The 18,293-nt window shown below is 70.9% G+C and carries 19 protein-coding genes; 11 read left to right on the top strand and 8 right to left on the bottom strand.

The features are described 5' to 3' along the window. Positions 1–8: 8 nt before the first annotated feature. A complete protein-coding gene (locus OHA72_RS41140) occupies positions 9–407 on the bottom strand; it encodes a PPOX class F420-dependent oxidoreductase (protein ID WP_327001496.1) in 399 nt (132 codons plus the stop codon). Beyond that, positions 404–2,029 (bottom strand): ABC-F family ATP-binding cassette domain-containing protein, encoded by a 1,626-nt coding sequence (locus tag OHA72_RS41135; protein WP_327001495.1) that lies wholly within the window; start codon positions 2,027–2,029, stop codon positions 404–406. Before OHA72_RS41135 ends, OHA72_RS41140 begins: the two co-directional genes overlap by 4 nt. Positions 2,030–2,146: 117 nt before the next feature. On the opposite strand from OHA72_RS41135, the gene OHA72_RS41130 reads away from it, so the two are divergent. From OHA72_RS41130 to OHA72_RS41120, 3 genes are all read left to right on the top strand, one after another. After that, positions 2,147–4,207, top strand: a complete 2,061-nt coding sequence (locus tag OHA72_RS41130; protein WP_327001494.1) for an MDR family MFS transporter — start codon at positions 2,147–2,149, stop codon at positions 4,205–4,207. A 440-nt stretch (positions 4,208–4,647) separates the two neighbouring features. Continuing rightward, on the top strand, positions 4,648–4,902 hold the full coding sequence (locus tag OHA72_RS41125) for a hypothetical protein (protein ID WP_327001493.1): 255 nt from the start codon (positions 4,648–4,650) through the stop codon (positions 4,900–4,902). A 20-nt stretch (positions 4,903–4,922) separates the two neighbouring features. Next, positions 4,923–5,834 (top strand): class I SAM-dependent methyltransferase, encoded by a 912-nt coding sequence (locus tag OHA72_RS41120; RefSeq protein WP_327001492.1) that lies wholly within the window; start codon positions 4,923–4,925, stop codon positions 5,832–5,834. A gap of 77 nt (positions 5,835–5,911) precedes the next feature. On the opposite strand, the gene OHA72_RS41115 is transcribed toward OHA72_RS41120, so the two are convergent. Further along, a complete protein-coding gene (locus OHA72_RS41115) occupies positions 5,912–6,352 on the bottom strand; it encodes a hypothetical protein (RefSeq protein ID WP_327001491.1) in 441 nt (146 codons plus the stop codon). A 180-nt stretch (positions 6,353–6,532) separates the two neighbouring features. On the opposite strand from OHA72_RS41115, the gene OHA72_RS41110 reads away from it, so the two are divergent. Both OHA72_RS41110 and OHA72_RS41105 read left to right on the top strand, forming a co-directional pair. Next, entirely contained in the window at positions 6,533–6,871 is a 339-nt protein-coding gene (locus tag OHA72_RS41110; protein WP_327001490.1) for a hypothetical protein, read from the top strand. Then, a complete protein-coding gene (locus OHA72_RS41105; RefSeq protein WP_327001489.1) occupies positions 6,868–7,542 on the top strand; it encodes a nucleotidyl transferase AbiEii/AbiGii toxin family protein in 675 nt (224 codons plus the stop codon). Before OHA72_RS41110 ends, OHA72_RS41105 begins: the two co-directional genes overlap by 4 nt. Here the strand turns inward: OHA72_RS41105 and OHA72_RS41100 are convergent. After that, positions 7,502–7,804, bottom strand: coding sequence for a hypothetical protein (locus OHA72_RS41100; RefSeq protein ID WP_327001488.1), 303 nt, complete (start codon positions 7,802–7,804; stop codon positions 7,502–7,504). The two genes, OHA72_RS41105 and OHA72_RS41100, sit on opposite strands and share 41 nt — an antisense overlap. Before the next feature lie 198 nt (positions 7,805–8,002). On the opposite strand from OHA72_RS41100, the gene OHA72_RS41095 reads away from it, so the two are divergent. Beyond that, on the top strand, positions 8,003–10,132 hold the full coding sequence (locus OHA72_RS41095) for an acyltransferase family protein (RefSeq protein WP_327001487.1): 2,130 nt from the start codon (positions 8,003–8,005) through the stop codon (positions 10,130–10,132). On the opposite strand, the gene OHA72_RS41090 is transcribed toward OHA72_RS41095, so the two are convergent. Genes OHA72_RS41090 through OHA72_RS41080 form a run of 3 tightly spaced genes read right to left on the bottom strand, consistent with a single transcriptional unit; the run spans position 10,125 to position 12,240 of the window. Continuing rightward, positions 10,125–11,354 carry an ATP-grasp domain-containing protein gene (locus OHA72_RS41090; protein ID WP_327001486.1) on the bottom strand — a complete coding sequence of 410 codons (1,230 nt, stop codon included), beginning with the start codon at positions 11,352–11,354 and terminating at the stop codon, positions 10,125–10,127. The genes OHA72_RS41095 and OHA72_RS41090 overlap by 8 nt on opposite strands. Further along, a complete protein-coding gene (locus OHA72_RS41085; protein WP_327001485.1) occupies positions 11,257–11,967 on the bottom strand; it encodes an alpha/beta hydrolase in 711 nt (236 codons plus the stop codon). Before OHA72_RS41085 ends, OHA72_RS41090 begins: the two co-directional genes overlap by 98 nt. After that, positions 11,968–12,240 carry a PspC domain-containing protein gene (locus tag OHA72_RS41080; RefSeq protein ID WP_327001484.1) on the bottom strand — a complete coding sequence of 91 codons (273 nt, stop codon included), beginning with the start codon at positions 12,238–12,240 and terminating at the stop codon, positions 11,968–11,970. Between the two features lie 119 nt (positions 12,241–12,359). Between OHA72_RS41080 and OHA72_RS41075 the strand changes: the two genes are divergently transcribed. Together OHA72_RS41075 and OHA72_RS41070 are read left to right on the top strand one after the other, a co-directional pair. Then, complete coding sequence (locus OHA72_RS41075) at positions 12,360–12,878, top strand: YflT domain-containing protein (protein WP_327001483.1); 519 nt, start codon at positions 12,360–12,362, stop codon at positions 12,876–12,878. 22 nt (positions 12,879–12,900) lie between these two features. After that, positions 12,901–14,793, top strand: coding sequence for a hypothetical protein (locus tag OHA72_RS41070; RefSeq protein WP_327001482.1), 1,893 nt, complete (start codon positions 12,901–12,903; stop codon positions 14,791–14,793). Here OHA72_RS41070 and OHA72_RS41065 read toward each other — a convergent pair. After that, the gene (locus tag OHA72_RS41065) at positions 14,790–15,854 is read right to left on the bottom strand and encodes an AI-2E family transporter (RefSeq protein ID WP_327011765.1); all 1,065 of its coding nucleotides are present in this window, start codon (positions 15,852–15,854) and stop codon (positions 14,790–14,792) included. The genes OHA72_RS41070 and OHA72_RS41065 overlap by 4 nt on opposite strands. Positions 15,855–15,995: 141 nt before the next feature. Here OHA72_RS41065 and OHA72_RS41060 point away from each other — a divergent pair, with 141 nt between their 5' ends. From OHA72_RS41060 to OHA72_RS41050, 3 genes are all read left to right on the top strand, one after another. After that, positions 15,996–16,709: a lysophospholipid acyltransferase family protein gene (locus OHA72_RS41060; protein WP_327001481.1), complete on the top strand. Its 714-nt coding sequence runs from the start codon at positions 15,996–15,998 to the stop codon at positions 16,707–16,709. A 56-nt stretch (positions 16,710–16,765) separates the two neighbouring features. Continuing rightward, positions 16,766–17,710, top strand: a complete 945-nt coding sequence (locus OHA72_RS41055) for an acyl-ACP desaturase (RefSeq protein ID WP_327001480.1) — start codon at positions 16,766–16,768, stop codon at positions 17,708–17,710. A 132-nt stretch (positions 17,711–17,842) separates the two neighbouring features. After that, positions 17,843–18,208 (top strand): histone-like nucleoid-structuring protein Lsr2, encoded by a 366-nt coding sequence (locus tag OHA72_RS41050; RefSeq protein WP_327001479.1) that lies wholly within the window; start codon positions 17,843–17,845, stop codon positions 18,206–18,208. Positions 18,209–18,293 lie beyond the last annotated feature (85 nt).

The raw sequence follows: 18,293 nt of genomic DNA, 5'->3' as shown, positions 1-18,293 counted from the left end.
GGATGTACTCAGGAGTCCCCATCCGGCGAACGTACCGGCACGACAGGCCGCTCGGTGCCCAGCACCCTCGTCACCGTGATCAGGATGACGACCCGGGCCGGGTTGGGGCGTGGGGTCCTGTACCGCTGCGCGTACCGGCGCTCCGCGTCCGCGACGACGCCGGGGGCCGCGTCGATGACGGCGGTGCCCTCCAGGGTCGTCCAGCGGCGGCCGTCGACCTGGCAGACCGCCACCCGAGGGTTGCCCCGCACGTTGCGGACCTTCTGCGAGGTGCCGGACGTGATCACCCGTGCGGTGCCGGTCGCCGCGTCGTACGTGACGCCGACCGGTGCCACGTGCGGGGTCCCGTCGGCGCGGATCGTGGTGATCGTGCACAGGTGCCGCTCGGTCCAGAAGTCGTCGCTCACCGGACGGTGACCTTGCCGTCGCGCACGTCGAAGTGGCGGGTCGTGCGGACCGCCTCCAGCATCCGCCGGTCGTGGGTGACCAGCAGCAGCGTGCCCGGGTATCCATCCAGCGCCGTCTCCAGCTGCTCGATCGCGGGCAGGTCCAGGTGGTTCGTCGGCTCGTCGAGCACGAGGAGGTTGACCCCGCGGCCCTGCAGCAGCGCGAGGGCCGCCCGGGTCCGTTCGCCGGGCGACAGGCTCGCCGCGGGGCGCAGCACGTGGTGCGACTTCAGGCCGAACTTCGCCAGCAGGGTGCGTACGTCCGCCGGCTGCTGGTCCGGCACGGCGGCGCAGAACGCGTCCAGCAGCGGGCCTTCGCCGAGGAACAGCCCGCGGGCCTGGTCGACCTCGCCGACCACGACCCCGGGCCCGAGCGCGGCGGTGCCACTGGTCAGCGGGATGCGTCGCAGGAGCGCGCCGAGCAGCGTCGACTTGCCGGAGCCGTTCGCGCCCGTGATCGCGACCCGGTCGGCCCAGTCGACCTGCAAATCGACCGGCCCGAGCGTGAACGAGCCCCGGGTCACCACCGCCCGGTTGAGCGTCGCCACGATCGCGCCGGCCCGCGGCGCGGCGGCGATCTCCATCCGCAGCTGCCACTCCTTGCGCGGCTCCTCCACCACCTCGAGGCGCTCGATCATCCGGTCGGTCTGGCGGGCCTTCGCCGCCTGCTTCTCCGTCCCCTCGATCTTCTTGCCCTTGCCGATCTTGTCGTTGTCGGGCTGCTTGCGCCGGGCGTTCTTCACGCCCTTCTCCATCCATGCGCGCTGCATCCGCGCCCGCGCCTCGAGGTCGGACTTCTTGTCGTCGTAGTCCTCGTACGCCTCCCGGGCCCGCCGCTTCGCGATCGCCTTCTCCTCCAGGTACGCGCCGTAGCCGCCGCCGAAGAAGTTCACCTGCTGCTGGGCGAGGTCCAGCTCCAGCACGCCCGTCGCGGTGCGGGCCAGGAACTCCCGGTCGTGGCTGACGATCACGGCGCCGGCCTTGAGGCCCTGCACGAACCGCTCGAGCCGCTCCAGGCCGTCCAGGTCCAGGTCGTTGGTCGGCTCGTCGAGCAGGAACACGTCGTACCGCGACAGCAGCAGCGACGCCATCCCGGCCCTGGCGGCCTGCCCGCCGGACAGCGCGGTCATCGGCAGGTCCAGGTCAACCGTGAGTCCCAGGTCGGCGGCGACGGCGGCGGCGCGCTCGTCCAGGTCGGCGCCGCCGAGGGCCAGCCAGCGCTCCAGGGCGTCGCCGTATTCGTCCGGGTCCTGTTCGATCCGCTCCGCGGCCGTGTCCATCCGCTGCTGCGCATCGGCGACCCCGGTGCGGCGGGCCAGGAACTGCAGCAGTGTCTCGCCTTCGCGGCGGTCGGGCTCCTGCGGCAGGTACCCGATGATCGCGCTGGGCGGGTTGAGCCCGAACCCTCCGGCCTCCGTCGGCAGCAGCCCCGCGAGGGTGCGCAGCAGCGTCGACTTGCCCGCCCCGTTGGCGCCGACCAGGCCGATCACGTCGCCCGGCGCGACGACCAGGTCCAGTCCGGAGAACAACGCCCGATCGCCGTGACCGGCCGCGAGCTCCTTCACCACGAGCGTGGCGCTCACCAGTTACCTCCGCAGTCTTGTCGTACCCCAGGCATATTGTGTCTGAGCGCGCTGAGCTTCTCCGCCGGGAGTAGCGTGCTTTATGAAACGCGATCGGCTCGTAACGGGAGAGACGCCTTGAGCACAGCGACCGCCGACGACACGACCCTGACCCACCGCCAGATCCTCGCGATCCTCGGCGGTCTCATGATGGCGATGTTCCTCGCCGCCCTCGACCAGACCATCGTGTCGACGGCCATGCGGACGATCGCCGACGACCTGGGCGGCTTCTCCATCCAGGCGTGGGCGACCACGGCGTTCCTCATCACGTCGACGATCGCGACCCCGCTGTATGGCAAGTTGTCGGACATCTACGGCCGTAAGCCGTTCATCCTGTTCGCGATCGGCATCTTCATCCTCGGCTCCGTCCTGTGCGGCCTCGCCGGGTCCGTCTACCAGCTGGCCGCCTACCGCGCCGTGCAGGGCATCGGCGCCGGCGGCCTGTTCTCCCTGGCGTTCGCGATCATCGGCGACGTCGTCCCGCCCCGCGAGCGGGCCAAGTATCAGGGCTATTTCCTCGCCGTGTTCGGCACCTCCAGCGTCCTGGGCCCCGTCCTCGGCGGCTTCTTCGCCGGCACCGACAAGATCCTCGGCGTCACCGGCTGGCGCTGGATCTTCTACATCAACGTGCCGATCGCCCTGGCCGCATTCCTGGTCGTCATGCGCGTGCTGCACATCCCGCACCGCCGTCAGGAGCACCGCATCGACTGGCCGGGCGCGGTCGCGCTGGTCATCTGCCTCGTGCCGCTGCTGACCGTCGCCGAGCAGGGCCGCGAGTGGGGCTGGGGCTCCGGCCGCTCCCTGCTGTGCTACGGCATCGGCGTCGTCGGCCTGATCCTGTTCCTGCTCGCCGAGTGGCGCTACCAGGACGAGGCGCTGCTGCCGCTGCGCCTGTTCCGGGGCCGCACCTTCTCCGTCGCCTCGACCAGCAGCTTCATCCTGGGCATCGCGATGTTCGGCGGTCTGCTCACGCTGCCGCTCTACCTGCAGATCGTGAAGGGCGCCAGCCCCACCAAGGCCGGCCTGATGCTGCTGCCGCTGGTCCTGGGCATCATGACCGGCTCGATCGTGTCCGGCCAGGTCATCGCCCGCACCGGCAAGTACCGCAAGTTCCCCATCATCGGCTCGCTGCTGATGGTCGCCGCGCTCGCCCTGTTCTCCCGCATCGGCGCCGACACCCCGCTCTGGCAGACAATGCTGGTCATGGCCCTCATGGGCCTCGGCCTGGGCGGCAACATGCAGCCGGTCATCACCGCCGCGCAGAATGCGGCAAACCCCCGCGAGATCGGCGTCGCCACCTCCACGGTCACGTTCTTCCGCTCGATGGGCGGCACCGTCGGCGCCGCCGTCTTCCTCTCGGTCCTGTTCAGCCTCCTGCCCGAGAAGATCAAGGGTGCCTTCACCGCCGCCCAGTCCACCCCCGACTTCCAGGCCGCCGCCCGCGCCAACCCCGACCAGCTCCAACTCATCCAGAAGGCCGGCACCTCAGGCAGCGCCAGCGCCCTCAACGACACCTCCTTCGTCAACCGCCTCGCCGACGCCCTGTCCCACCCGTTCAAGGTCGGCTTCTCCGACTCCATGAGCATCGTCTTCATGGTCGCCGCCGGCATCATGGTCGTCGGCTTCATCGTCATCCTCTTCCTGCCCGAGGTCCCCCTCCGCTCCCTGTCCGCCGCCCAGCAGCGCGCCCAAGAGGACGCCCACGACGACGCCAGGTCCGCCACTTCCGCCGCGGTGCCGGCCGCCGCGCCCGCAGCCGCCGCGCCCGCTGGCGCCTCGGCTCCTCTTGCGTCGGCTCCCGTCGCGTCTGGTCCCCTCGCGTCTGGTCCCGTCGGCGACGGCGCCGCGGCATCGTCCGCTGCGGCCCGGCCGGACAGCGCCGCTGGCAACGGGTCGGCTTCGCGCGCCGCCTCGGCCACCGCCGAACTTCGGGGCGACGGCGCGGGCGACGACGCCCGCAACAGGCACGACCTGGAGCCGGCCGTCTCAGGCGAAGGTGCGCCGAACGCCGGTGCCCACGCCGCAGACAGCGTCGCCGAGCCCCATGCCGGCCACATTCCCCACCACGCGGCCGGCGCCCACGAGGCCAGCGGCGAGGCCACCGCCCACGACGACGTGGAGCCCCGCCACTCCCGTTGACGCGCCCACCTCCCGGCGGCCTCTGCTTCCGCCCGCACCTCGCCGCGCCGTGGCGTCCGCGGCGGCCGGCACGGTCGACCTCGTCCACAAACCGGGACTGCGGGGGCTGCCGGGAAGCCGGCTTGTGAGGGCGGGTCCGGTGGGTCTGCCGCGCTGAGCGCTTCGTCGGTGTGCGCACGCCCTCCAAAGTCGTGTCGCAGGCGCAGGCCGAACGACCCGTGAAGCTCTCGCTCTCCCGACACCGTCCTCACGACGCCCGAGTGATCACGGATGTCCGACGGCGTCCACGCATCACCGCAGAGCGATCAACACGGGCGCCGACCGCGAAGGCGTCCCGCGCCGTCACCCGGTCGCACCTCGGCCCATCGGCGAAACGGGCACGGCCTCGCGGCGAAGGTCGCCGTCTGACGCGGGCCCCGACCACTACGACACCCGCGGCGGTGAGCGCCGAGTCGGTTGGCGGCCACGTGTGGCAACGCCGGATCGTTCATGAGTTCCCGTTCGTCGGCGGTGTCGACGGCGGCACCAACGGCAATTGCCAGCAGGCCGCGCTGGAGGTGTCGAGGGAGCGTTCCCGCATCGCCAGCACCACCACCCAGGCGCCGTGCCCGCCGAGCCGTGTCGCTTCGGATCGATCCAGCCCTGCGATGAACACGGTGCTGATCCGCGCCGGCGCACCGCTGAGGATCGCGTGAGTGCTCACCTCATCAGGACGATGGGGCTCGCGACCATGCACCTGAATCGCCGTGCCGGCGAGGACGTCCGCCACCCGGAGTGGTTGCCGGTGCGGGATACTGGCCCGGTGCCGTATGACCCCACCATCTACCTCGGCTCGGCTGCTCACTACCGTTACGGCCGCCCCGCATACTCACCGGAGCTTGAGGCCGTCCTTGCGCAGGAGACGGGTCTGAACGGAGAGGGTCGGCTGCTGGATGTCGGCTGCGGCCCAGGCGTGCTCACCGTCCGCCTCGCTCACCTGTTCCAGCAGGCAGTCGGCCTGGACCCGGACGCCGGCATGCTCGCGGAGGGCCGTCGCGCGGCCGAGGAACAGAACATCACGAACGTCCGGTGGGTCCAGGGTCTGGCCGAGGACCTTCCCTCGATCGCGGCGGGGCCGTACCGGCTGGTGACATTCGGCCAGTCTTTCCACTGGACCGACGAACGCTCGGTGGCGGAGATCGTGTACGACATGCTGGAGCCCGGCGGTGCGCTGGCACTCATCGTCCACACGGTGGCAGGACGGACCCGGCCACCAGACCCAGGGGTGCCGACGATCCCGCACGAGGAGATCACGGCGCTGGTGGGGAAGTATCTCGGGTCTACCCGGCGGGCCGGCCAGGGCACCGCCGCGGAGCGAACTCACCGCTTCGAGGATGTGCTGACCCGGACCCGCTTCGGTGTGCCGCGGCAGTGCTTCGTCCCTGGTATCCCGGACCTCCTGCGAGACAGCGAGAGCGTTCTGTCCGGCTACCTGTCCCTCTCCTGGTCGGCGCCCCACCTGTTCGGTGACCGTCTTGACGACTTCACCGCAGAGGTGCGGGCGCTGCTCGCGAGCCGTTCGCCCGACGGGATCTTCTGGGACTGGCCAGGAGACACCGAGGTGGTGCTGGCCCGCAAGCGCGACTGAACGGAAGGTCCCGAACCCGGCCCGCGCGGGCGCGACCCTGCGGCGAAGATCGCCGTCTGGAGCGGCGACGGCGGGGGTCACCAGTCCCAGCGGGCGGTGTGGTGGTGGTCGGTGGTGGTGGGGTGGATGTCGACGGTGCCGGTGGCGCGGTGGTGCTGGAGGGCACGGCGGCACTCGTCGCGGACGCGGGCGCGCTGGGGTCTCGTCCATGTCGCCAGGACGTACCAGCGGGGTGGGCCGTCCTGGGACCACGGCAGTCGCTCGCCGAGCGGCTGCCACGCGCAGTGGGTGGGGAGGTGTCGCAGGTGCGGACCGGCGGGCAGGTCGCACTGCGCGCGCCGCGGGGCGAAGGCCCGCTGGACCCACGGGCCGGCGGTGGACGAGGCGACCGGCTTGGAGGTCGGCCGGAGCCGGGCGTGGCCCGGGTGCTGGGTGGAGTAGAGCCCCGCGCAGCGGTGCAGCGGTGCCCACCACACTGCGCGCGTCCAATAGGGAGCGTCGCGGTCGGTGCGTGACATGGTGACCCCGATCGGGGCCGCAGGGTGCGGCCCGTCAAAAGGGGTCGAGCACGAGGGTCGGCATCGGGCCAGAATAGCCCGGCGGCGGGAGGCCGTGTGGCACGCCGGAGTGCACGCGGGGGCTCTGGGTGGTGACCGGCGGTACACTACGCCGAAACGGGCACCACGAGAGGGCCGCGCATGCAGGACGAGACGGATCCGGGACGCGTCGCGTTTCTTGCGCGGCCGCATCGTCCCGCGCTCGTCCCGCGGACGCTGACCGAGCTGCGCGGGCCCGTGCGGGGTGTGGTCGAGCTGCCGCAGCGGCTGATGTGGAATCCGCGGCGTGACTTCGACCTGGACAATCCCGACCTGCTGCTGTGGATGTATGAAAACGTGCTGCGCGAGGCGATCCGCCTCGAGGAGCTGCGCCGCTGGGTCAACGGAAAAGCACTGGTCAGGGTGTGGCCGGAGCTGAATCTGCCCCGCGGGGTCCGCCTGGCATGGGAGGCCCGCCACCAGCAGCTTCGCCTGCGGTGAGCGCGTCCGGTCCCGTTCAACCAGGCCGCAACGGCACCGATCCGTTCTACACCGAGGTCGCCAGGATCGCCCTTGCGGTGGGGGAGCGGCACGGGTTCGTGCTCGGCGGCGGGTTCGCGTGGCTGATGAGCGGGCTCGTCAGCCGGCCCACCGAGGACGTCGACCTGTTCACCGACACCGACGGCGGGGCGGGCCGGGCCGCCGACGCCGTCTGCCAGGCCCTGCGGGCGGCCGGGTACACGGTCGAGGAGGAGGAAGCCGACGACCTGCTGGAGCTGTTCGCGGGCTTCGACCAGCGGGAGTTCACCGTCGGTGACGGCAGCAGGACCGTGCGGTTGACACTGAGCCGGCTGGACCGGACGGAGAGCCCGGTGATGATGGACGTCGGGCCGGTCATGCACCGTGACGACCTGATCGCCACGAAGGTCGCGGCGCTGGTCAACCGGCGGGAGGTCCGCGACTACATCGACGTCGCCGCGGCGCTGCAGCACTATGACGTGGGGCAGCTGCTGGAGCTTGCCCGGCGGCAGGACCCGGCCCTCGAGGACGACGACGTGCACGCCGCGGGTCGCTACCTGGACCGCCTCGACGACGGCCGGTTCGCCTATTACGGGCTGACCCCGGAGCGGGTCAGCGAGCTGCGCCAGCGCCTGCAAGCCTGGCCCCGGTAGACGCGAGCGACGCCTCGTTGGACAGCACGCCGGCGAAGCCGCGCAAGGCGCGGTCGACCTGGCGGCGGGCCGCGGGGCCCTTCCCGGTCACGTACGCGGAGCCGGTCAGCTCCATCCGCTCACGGCCGTTGGTGCCGAGGACCCGGGTCAGCAGCACCTGGCCCACGCCGTCGACCTCCATGACGACCGGGTGGGCGCGGTGCTCGCCGAGACCGCACCGGTGACCACGGGCGCACCATTCGGGGTGGTCGTACGGACGCATAGGGCAAACCTCCAATAGCTAACGCATCTACCAACACCACTGACGCTACGAGGGCCCAGCAGCGACTACGGATTGTGACGTGGACTACCGCAGCGTCACACCTGCGAGGGACCCGTCCCGGTGAGCCGCGTCACCTGGGATCAGGTGGCCCCGAGGCACCCGCTACCGTGTCCCGGTGCCGAGCCGGAGGAGGGGTGCGTGACCACCTATCAGCCCTACCGGACGGCACCACAGGTCAGGACACCCCCGCCGCGGCAGAGCGAGGGCCGGTTCCGGCCGGACATCGAGGGGCTTCGCGCCGTCGCGGTGCTGCTCGTGGTCGCCAACCACGCCGGGCTCGGCCTCGTCCACGGCGGCTACGTCGGCGTCGACGTCTTCTTCGTCATCTCCGGGTTCCTCATCACCCTGCACCTGTTCCGGGAGCTGCAGCGCACCGGCAGGATCGGGTTCGGCGCGTTCTACGGGCGCCGGATCGTGCGCCTGCTGCCCGCCTCGACCGTGGTCGTCATCGCGACCGTCGCGGCCGCGTGGACGTGGATGTCACCGGTCCAGGCGAAGGCGGTGGTGTACGACGCGCTGGCCGCCTCCGCATACGGGATCAACGTCCGGCTCGCCGCGCTCGGCACCGACTACCTGTCCGCGGAGCTGGAGCCGTCGCCGCTGCAGCACTTCTGGTCCCTCGCGGTCGAGGAGCAGTTCTACTTCATCTGGCCGCTGCTGCTCGTCGTGGCCGCCACCCGCAGAGCCAGCCGCAAGAGTGCCGCGATCGCCCTGACCCTGCTGGGCGTGGTGTCGTTCGCGGTGTGCGTGTGGCAGACCGGGCACTCGCAGCCGTGGGCCTACTTCGGCATCCAGGCGCGCGCCTGGGAACTGGCCGCCGGAGCCCTGGTGGCCCTCGCCGCGGAACGCCTGAAACACATACGCATAGGAGCGGCGGCCACCTGGCTCGGCCTCGCCGCCATCGTGGCGTCGGCCCTGCTGTTCGACGAGACGACCCGCTTCCCCGGCATGGCCGCGCTGCTCCCGGTCGCCGGCGCGGTCCTCGTCATCGCCGGTGGCTGCGCGAAGGCCGGCTGGGGCGCGGTCAAACTGCTGGGCACCAGGCCGATGCAGGCGATCGGGAAGCTGTCGTACAGCTGGTACCTGTGGCACTGGCCGGCACTCATGCTCGCCCCGCACATCGCCGGCCATGAGCTCAACACCTGGACCCTGGCGGCGGTCGCGACGGCAAGCCTGATCCCGGCCTGGCTGTCGCTGCGGCTGGTGGAGAACCGGGTCCGGTTCAACCCGGTGTTCAAGCGCCGCCCCCGCCGCGGGCTCGGCCTCGGCGCGACCCTCACCGCACTCGCCTGCGGCGCCGCGGCGATCTTCCTCGGGTTGCCGAACGAGGTCGAGGGCAAGGGCACCGCCCAGGACACCGCCACGGTCATCTCGGAGTCGCAGCAGCTCGCCGACGCCCGTAAGCAGCTGCTGGACCTGATCGCCTCCAGCGCGTCGCTGTCCGCGATGCCGCAGAACCTGACGCCGCCGGTCACTGCCGCGACCAACGACCGGCCGCAGGCGTCGAAGGGCTGCCTCGCCTCCCTCGACGAGACGTCGATCAAGCCGGCGATGGGCCAGGGCTGCGACCGGCACGGCGACCCGCAGGCCACCACGACGATGGTGCTGTTCGGCGACTCGCACACGGAGCAGTGGTTCGACGCCGTGGACGCGGTGGCGAAACGCCGGCACTGGCGCCTCGTCGTGCTCACGAAGTCCGGGTGCACGCCCGCCGACGCGTACACGATCAAGGTCAACGCCCGCCGTGCGTTCACGGAGTGCGCGACCTGGCGCGAAGAGGCGTTCGCGAAGATCAAAGAGCTCAAGCCCGCGCTGGTACTGCTGTCGACCCGCACCTACACGGACCCGCCCGTCGACAAGGCCGGCGCGGTGACGGTCGGCAAGGCAGAGGCTGACGACGCGTGGTCGAAGGCCCTGATCCGCTCCGCGAAGCGGATCGAGCAGCTCGGCGCGCGGCCGGTCGTCATGCAGGACACCCCGGACCCGCGCGGCACCAGCGTCCCGGACTGCGTCGCCGCGCATCCAGAAGCGGTGCAGCAGTGCGCGCTGAAGGTCGCCACCGCCGTCTTCGCCACCCGCGTGACCGCGAACGCCGAGGCGGCCAAGGCGGCGGGCTACACCGTCATCGACCCCACCGAGTGGTTCTGCACCGCCACGGTCTGCCCCGTCATCATCGGCAACGCGCTGGTGTACCGCGACGGCAGCCACGTCACGACCAGCTACGTCAAGCTGCTCACCCCGCTGCTGCAGGCGGAGCTGCTCAACTGAGCGAGTCGCGCTTCCACAGGTCGATCAGGCCGCGGAAGTGCGCGATGAACCGGTCGTGCTCGTGCGGCGGGTAGGTGCCCCGTACCGTGTCCACCAGCAGGTCGTCGAAGTTCTGCGAGGCCACCCATTCCGCGACGATCGACGGCACGTGCGGCAGCGCCGTGTCGCAGAACTCGCGGTATTCCTCGACGGCGAGGTAGTCGTCGGCGATGCGGCGGTACGCGGCGAGCTTGCCCCGGTAATCCAGATCGGGATCGTCGGCGACGGCGAAGTAGCGCGCGGTGTCCAGGTCCAGGCTCGGCCGCCGCCCGGTCACGACGCAGAACGCGGACCAGCGCACCAGCGCCGTCATCGCCCACGGGAAGTAGTAGTGCAGGCTGGTGAGGGCGACGTCGGGACACGCGTTGGCGTAGTCGATCGGGTGGACGATCCCGTCACGGACCAGGGTCTCGCACGAGTTGAACTCCCACCGGAAGAACGCGTTCACCAGGCGGGAGATGGTGACGACCTCGTCACCGACTCCTGCGTCGAGGAAGTCGTGCTCCACCGCGTAGCGCTCGTGCATCGGCAGCTCGGGGCGGAACTTCATGACCATCGTCTCGGGCCCGATCGTCAGGGACCGGGTGAACACGTCGTAGCCCTCGACCGACTGCTGCAGGTGCATAAGTCGCTCACCGGACTGGTCGTAGGCGGCGTGCAGCGCGGTCGAGTCCGCGATCCGGGACACCCCGACCCACGCGCCACCGTCGTACGGCTTCATGAACAGCGGGTACCCGAGCTCCTCGGCGACCGCGTCGAGGTCGAACGGCTGGTTGTACCGCTCCGCGGTGTACGCCCACTTCGCGTGGTCGACGGGGTTCTTGTACGGCACCAGCACCGTCTCCGGCACGTGCAGCCCGAGGCGCATCATCGCGCAGTACGCGGCGTGCTTCTCCATCGACTGGAACGTGAACGGGCTGTTGAGCAGGTACACGTCGTCCATCAGCGCGATCTTCTTCAGCCACTCGCGCGGGTGGTAGTACCAGTAGGCAAGCCGGTCGATGACCAGCTCATGGGACGGCTTGTCGCGCAGGTTGAACGGCTCGATGCTCACCCTCGCGGTGCGCAGGGTGTGCGACGTGCCGTCAAGGCCGCGGATCGGACCGATCCGGCCGACCAACGTCTCGAACGCCCGTGGCCAGTCCTGCTCCGTGCCGAGCAGCAGGCCGATGAGATGGTCCATCCGTGAACTCCCGGAGCAGCGGTGGCAGGTGCGGGCGGAGTGCGTCGCGCCAGGTCGTCATTGTGTGGCCGCCGGGCACCTCGACGAGCGGCACACCGAGCCGCCGCGCCATCGCCCGGTTGTTGTGCAGGTTCTCCTCGTCCTGCCCGCACGTCAACACCGTGCGGGCCGCCGTGGGGGCGGCGACGTCGACGAAGTCCAGGATCCGCCGGTACCGGAAGAACCCCGACTCCTGAGGGTCCAGCTCGGCGGTGAAGAAGCTCCCCGACTGCAGGAACAACCCGTCGAAGGTGCCGGGCCGGCGGTGCTCGGCGTGCAGCAGGGCCAGGGCGCCGAGGCTCGCGCCGAGCCCGACCAGGCGGCCGGGCGGCAGGCGCGGCAGCACCCGGTCGACGAGGGCGTCGGCGTAGGCGGGGTTCGCCGAATACCACTCGTTGCGGTCGCCGGGGGACAGCAGCGCCACGTGCGCGCCGCTCGCGACGCGGGTCAGCGCGGCGCCGTCCTCATAGGCGGGTCCGTCGTGCGCGACGAGGACCACGTGCGAGCCGCCGGCGGGCGACACCACCCGGACCTCCAGGGTGCCGCCCAGCACCGGCACGCACAACGCGGTCACTCACGCACCATAGGGCAGATGATCGCCGGACGCAGGGCTCACCGGCTTGACGTCCGCCTCGGTGTCGGCAGGCATGCCGGACTGCGTGTCGGGCATGACGATCCAGAGGATGGGGTAGGCCAGGACGGCGGTCCCACCGGTGAGCAGCACGGCGAGTAGGAACGCGGCACGTGCCATGGTCGGGTCGACGCCGAAGTACTCGGCGAGCCCGCCGATCACACCGGCGACGGTGCGGTCGGCGCGGGAGCGGCGCAGGCGCTTGATCTCGGTCATGTCCCCAAGGTTGCCCGCTGGAAGTGCCTGACGACCTCGGGTGAGGCCCTGAACGATCCCTGAGTCCTCACCCGTACGCCCCAGGGCGACAGGATCCAGGTGGCCTTACGATTTCGGCCATGACGACCCCTCCACAGCCCGAATCGAACGTCCCGTCCCCTTCCGACGACCTCGTGGAACTCGAACGCAGCACGGTCACCGTCGCCCGGTACTCCGACTACGCCTCGGCGCAGCGGGCCGTGGACTACCTCTCCGACAACGGGTTCCCGGTCGAGCGGACCGCGATCATCGGTACCGACCTGCGCCTGGTCGAGAACGTGCTGGGCCGCCTCACCATCGGGCGGGCCGCCATGGCCGGCGCGCTGAGCGGCATCTGGTTCGGTCTCTTCCTCGGCTTCCTGTTCACCCTGTTCAGCACGTCGTCGTGGGTCGGCATCATGCTCGCCGCGGTCCTCGTCGGCGGCCTGTGGGGCGGCATCTTCGGCGCCCTAGCGCACGCCGCGACCGGCGGCCGGCGCGACTTCACGTCCCGCAGCTCGCTGCAGGCCGGCCAGTACGCGGTGACGGTGGAGGCCGAGGTCGCCGACGAGGCCCGCGTCCTGATCACCCGGGCCACCTGGCGGGCCGCGAACGGGTGACGCCCCCGTTACGATCACCGTCGTGGATGTCGATGAGCGGGTGCGGCAGGCGTTCGCGGTCGGCCGGCCACTGAACCTCGGCGGCGCCGACGTGCCGGCCGCCCTGCTCATGGAGCTGCTCACGGGGGAGCTGCCGACCCGCCGCGCGGCGCTGCGGCTGCACGAGGCCCGGGTCACCGGCAAGCTCGTCCTGTCGTTCGCCGAGGTGACCTGCCCCCTGCTCGTGCAGGAGAGCGAGTTCCTCGAGGCGCCGGACCTGTACTGGGCGCGCCTGGCCTTCACCGGATTCCGCAGCACCCGCCTGCCGGGGCTGCACGCGGCGGGCGTGACCATCGCCGGGCACCTGCGCATGTCGGGGGTCCGGTGTACGGGTGTCGTCAACCTCCGCGGTGCCAAGATCTCCGGCGGGCTCCTGCTGGACCGGGCGCACCTGCTGCGGCCCGGCGGCACCGCCCTGCTGGCGGAGCGCCTGGAGCTCGGCGGTGACCTCGTCGCCGAGCACGGGTTCCGCGCCGAGGGCACGCTGCGGCTGTTCCAGGCGAGCATCACCGGCGGCATCCACCTCGACGACGCCACCGTCCTCGCCCCGCCCGCGGTGCCGGACGCCCCGCCGGAGACCTTCCACGACCTCGGCGACGGGGAGACGGTCACCCCGCGCCCCGGCGACGCGCAGGGCATCGACCTGGACAGCGCCACCGTCCACGGCGGCGTGTTCGTGCGCCGCGCCACCATCGACGGCGAGGTCAGCCTGCGGCACGGCACCGTCGGCGGCGTCGCCACCTTCACCGGCGCGACGCTGCGCAACCCGGGCGCCGTCGCGCTGCGCCTGGACCGCGCCGACGTCGGCGGCGGCGTCCATCTCCTCGGCGGCTGCCGGGTTGAGGGTGAGCTGCGGCTCGTCGGCACCCGCGTCGGGCGGATCCTGCGGCTGGCCGGCGCGGCCCTCGCCAACCCCGGCGGTCACGCCCTGCGCGCCGACAACTGCACCGTCGACGGGCCTGTCGACTGCCGCGACGGGTTCACCGCCGTCGGTGAGGTGTCACTGCTCGAGGCGCGGGTCGCCGGGCCCGTCTTCTTCGAGGGCGCCCACCTGGACAACCCCGACGGCACCTCGCTGCGCGCGACCGGGATCGTCACCGGCTCGCTGCTGCACTGCGGCGACGGGTTCACCGCGACCGGGCGGGTCACCATGCGCGCGGCGAGGATCGGCGGCCGGCTCTCCTTCCACGACGCGCACCTGCAGGGCGTGTGGTGCACCGGCGCGGAGGCGGCCGAAGTGGACCTGCGCTTCGCCGAACGCCCCGCCGGCCGGCTCGACCTGCGGTACCTGCGGGCGGCGCTGCTGCGCGACGACCCCGCGACCTGGCCCGCCGACCTGCGGCTGGACGGTCTCACGTACCAGACGCTGACGCCGCTGCTGGCGCCGTCGCAGCGGCTGGAGTGGCTGGCCAGGACCTCCGACGGCCTGCCGCCGCAGCCCTACGAGCAGCTCGCCGCCGTCTACCGGCAGCTGGGTCACGACGAGGACGCCCGGACCGTCCTGCTCGCCAAGCAGCGCCGCCGCCGGTCCACCCGCCCGTGGTGGACGTGGCCGTGGAGCTGGCTGCAGGACGTGACCGTCGGCTACGGGTACCGCCCGCAGCGCGCCGCCCTGTGGCTGCTGGCGCTGCTCGTCGTGGGCACGGCCGTGTTCACCGCGTGGCGGCCGGCGCCGGTCAATCCCGGTCAGCCGCCGGAGCTGTACCCGGCGATCTACACCCTGGATCTGCTGCTGCCGATCATCGATTTCGGTCAGGAGCCCGCCTACCGCCCGACCGGCGCGGGGCAGTGGGTGGCGTTCCTGTTCATCGCCGCCGGCTGGACCCTGGCCACCACCGTCGCCGCCGGTTTCACCAGGGTCCTGAGCCGCGGCTAGCGGGCGTCCTGCCTGGGCAGGACGACCTCGCGGATGATCAGCTGGACCGCGGCGACGACGGGGATCGCGATCAGCGCGCCGACGACGCCCATGAGGGCCACGCCGAGCAGCACCGACAGGATCGCGGCCAGGTCGCTGACCTTGACCGCCCGGCGCATCACCGTCGGGTAGATCAGGTAGTTCTCGACCTGCTGGTAGATGACGAAGAAGATGACGCAGGCGATGCCCGCCGGGATGCTGGTGGCGAACCCGACGATGCTGACCACGATCGCGCCCAGGGTCGCCCCGATCTGCGGGATCAGGTCGGTGATCGCGACCAGGACCGCCAGGGCGTAGGAGTACTTGATTTCGAGGATGAGCAGGAACACGAACGACGAGAGGCCGGCGATGACCGCGATCGCGAGCGCGCCGCCGAGGTAGGCGCCGACCTTCGTGAGGATCTCGTCGCCGAGCAGCCTGACCCGGTCGCGGCGGGAGGCGGGGACGAGCTTGTAGCCGCCCTCCTTCAACCGGTCGAACGCGGCCATGAAGTAGAGGGTCAGCACGACCACGGTCACGATGTTGAACAGGGCGCTGAACACGACCTGCGCGCCGCCCCACACGCCGCCGAGGGCCTTGGTGACGTTGCCGGCGGTGGCCACGGCCTTGAGCTGGTCGAGCAGCTTGTAGTCCTCGTTGAGCTTGTTGAGCTGGTCCTGGTGGCGCAGGTTGTCGATGTAGCTCGGCAGGTTCTCCACCAGCGCCCCGGTCTGCGTCACCAGCGGCGGGATGAGCGCGAGCAGGCCGCCGCACAGCAGCAGCATCGCGCCGAGCCCGACGGCGGCGACGGCGAGGACCCGCGGCACACCCCACCGGGTGAGCCGCACCACGGCCGGGTTGAGGCCGACCGCCAGGAACAACGCGATGAAGATCAGCAACAGGATCGAGCGGACCTGGTCGACGGCCTGATACAGGCTGTACGCCAGCAGGAGCCCGAGGCCGCCGAACAGCCCGATGAGCAGCGGTGAACGCCGCATCGGCGGGCCCGGCGTGCCGAACCGCGGCGGCGGCACCACGATGATGACCTCATCGTCGTTCTCTTCGTGCTCGTCGTTCTCCAGGTCCTGGTCGACCGACACCCCGAAACTCCCACCGCGAAGAAGAAAGAAGACCTTGGGGCAGGGTACCGGGTGGCCTCCAGTAAAGGTCGGTAGCGTTATGCCATGGCTGATCTCGTGTACCCCCCGGTCATCGCGCTTGCGAAGACGATGTTCCGGCTGCTCAACATGCGCATCACCGTCGAGGGGGCCGAGCACGTGCCGACCACGGGCGGTGCGGTCATCGCCTGCAACCACGTGTCGTATCTCGACTTCATCTTCTGCGGCCTCGGCGCCAACCGCTCCAAGCGGCTGGTGCGGTTCATGGCCAAGGACTCCATTTTCCGCCACCGCATCGGCGGGCCGCTGATGCGCGGGATGAAGCACATTCCCGTCGACCGGGAGGCGGGCATGGCCTCCTACAAGTCGGCACTGGAGAACCTCAAGGCCGGTGAGGTCGTCGGGGTCTTCCCGGAGGCGACGATCAGCCAGTCGTTCACCGTGAAGGACATGAAGTCCGGCGCTGCCCGGCTCGCCGCCGCCACCGGCACGCCGCTGGTGCCGATGGTGCTGTGGGGCACGCAGCGCTTCTGGACCAAGGGCCACCCGAAGGACCTCACCCAGCGGGGCGTGCCGATCACGATCATCGCGGGGGAGCCGCTGCACCCGACCCGCAAGGACAACGCCGACGCGGTCACCGCGGAGCTTCGGACCCGAATGACCACGATGCTGGACCGCGCCCAGAAGGAGTACCCGCATCAGCCCGACGGCGTGTTCTGGCAGCCTGCGCACCTCGGCGGCACCGCGCCGACGCCGGAGTCCCTGCTGGCCGCCGACTAGCTGAGCATGTTTCACTCAACACCGTCCACGCCGATTTGATTTTCAACGGAGGTTCCGTGACGACCGAGCCCACCGCCACCCTGGCCCTGCTCAACGAGCTGGAGCCGGTGGTCGAGGCCAATCTCAACCGTCACCTGGCCACGGCCAAGGAGTGGTTCCCGCACGAGTACGTGCCGTGGAGCCAGGGTCGCGACTTCGACGGGGTGCTCGGTGGTGAGGCGTGGGAGCCCGGCCAGTCGAAGCTGTCCGAGGTGGCGCGCACCTCACTCATCGTGAACCTGCTCACCGAGGACAACCTGCCCAGCTACCACCACGAGATCGCCACGATCTTCGGCCGGGACGGCGCCTGGGGCACCTGGGTGCACCGCTGGACCGCGGAGGAGGGCCGGCACGGCATCGCCATCCGTGACTACCTGCTCGCGACCCGCGCCGTCGACCCGGTCGCCCTGGAGCGGGCCCGGATGACGCACATGGAGGTCGGCTTCAGCAACGCCTACGAGGGCCTGATCGAGTCCGTGGCCTACGTGTCGTTCCAGGAGCTGGCGACCCGCGTGTCGCACCGCAACACCGGCATCGCCAGCGGCGACCCCCTCTGCGAGCAGCTTCTCGCGAAGGTCGCCAACGACGAGAACCTCCACATGATCTTCTACCGCAACCTGCTCAACGGCGCCTTCGACGTCGCGCCGAACGCGACGATGCGGGCCGTGACGAAGGTTGCGAAGTCCTTCCAGATGCCCGGCCACACCATCGAGAACTTCGGCCGCAAGTCGGTCCAGATCGCCATGGCCGGCATCTACGATCTGCGACTGCACCACGACGACGTGCTCATCCCGGTGCTGCGCCAGGTGAAGGCGTTCGAGCGGCCGGAGCTGTCCGGCGACGGCGAGGCCGCCCGCGAGGAACTGTCGGCGTACCTCACCGACCTGGACGCTCAGGCGAGCCGGTTCGTGGAGCGGCGCGAGGTCACCAGGGCCCGTCAGTCCGCCCGGGCCGCCGTCTGAAGTCGGTTACTCTTCGGGTACGCTCCAACGACCGTTCCGTGCCCGTCACTGCCCGTCTGACCGTTTTTTACGCGGAATTCAGGCTACTGACGGGTTCGGAAGTAACTCCCCGTACCGGAAGGCAGCATCGCCATGGCCAGACGCGTGATCCATGAGCTGATCGACGACCTCGACGGCGAACTCGCCGACGAGAGTGTCAGCTTCGGCCTCGACGGCGTGCAGTACACGATCGACCTGTCCGCCAAGCACGCCGCTGAACTGCGCGACGCCCTCGCGCCGTTCCTCGGCGCAGCGACGAAGGTCGGTCGTCTCACCCCGGCACCCGCCGCACCGGTTCGTCCGGGTGGTCGGGTCCGGCCGGTCCTGTCCGCCCGCGCCGAGCGGGAGCAGAACCGGGCCATCCGTGAATGGGCCCTGTCCAAGGGCATCGAGGTGTCCGACCGCGGCCGGATCCGTTCGGATCTTGTCGAGCGGTTCCACGCCGAGGCAGGACATTGAAGGTTCGTCGCCACACCCACTGAGGGCATCCCGTTCACGGGGTGCCCTCAGTGCCGTTCCGGGCCATGTCCCCGGCGGCGGCCGC

This window comes from Dactylosporangium sp. NBC_01737, from assembly GCF_035963215.1.
GTDB lineage: Bacteria > Actinomycetota > Actinomycetes > Mycobacteriales > Micromonosporaceae > Dactylosporangium.
This window is presented reverse-complemented; position numbering and strand designations above follow the sequence as displayed.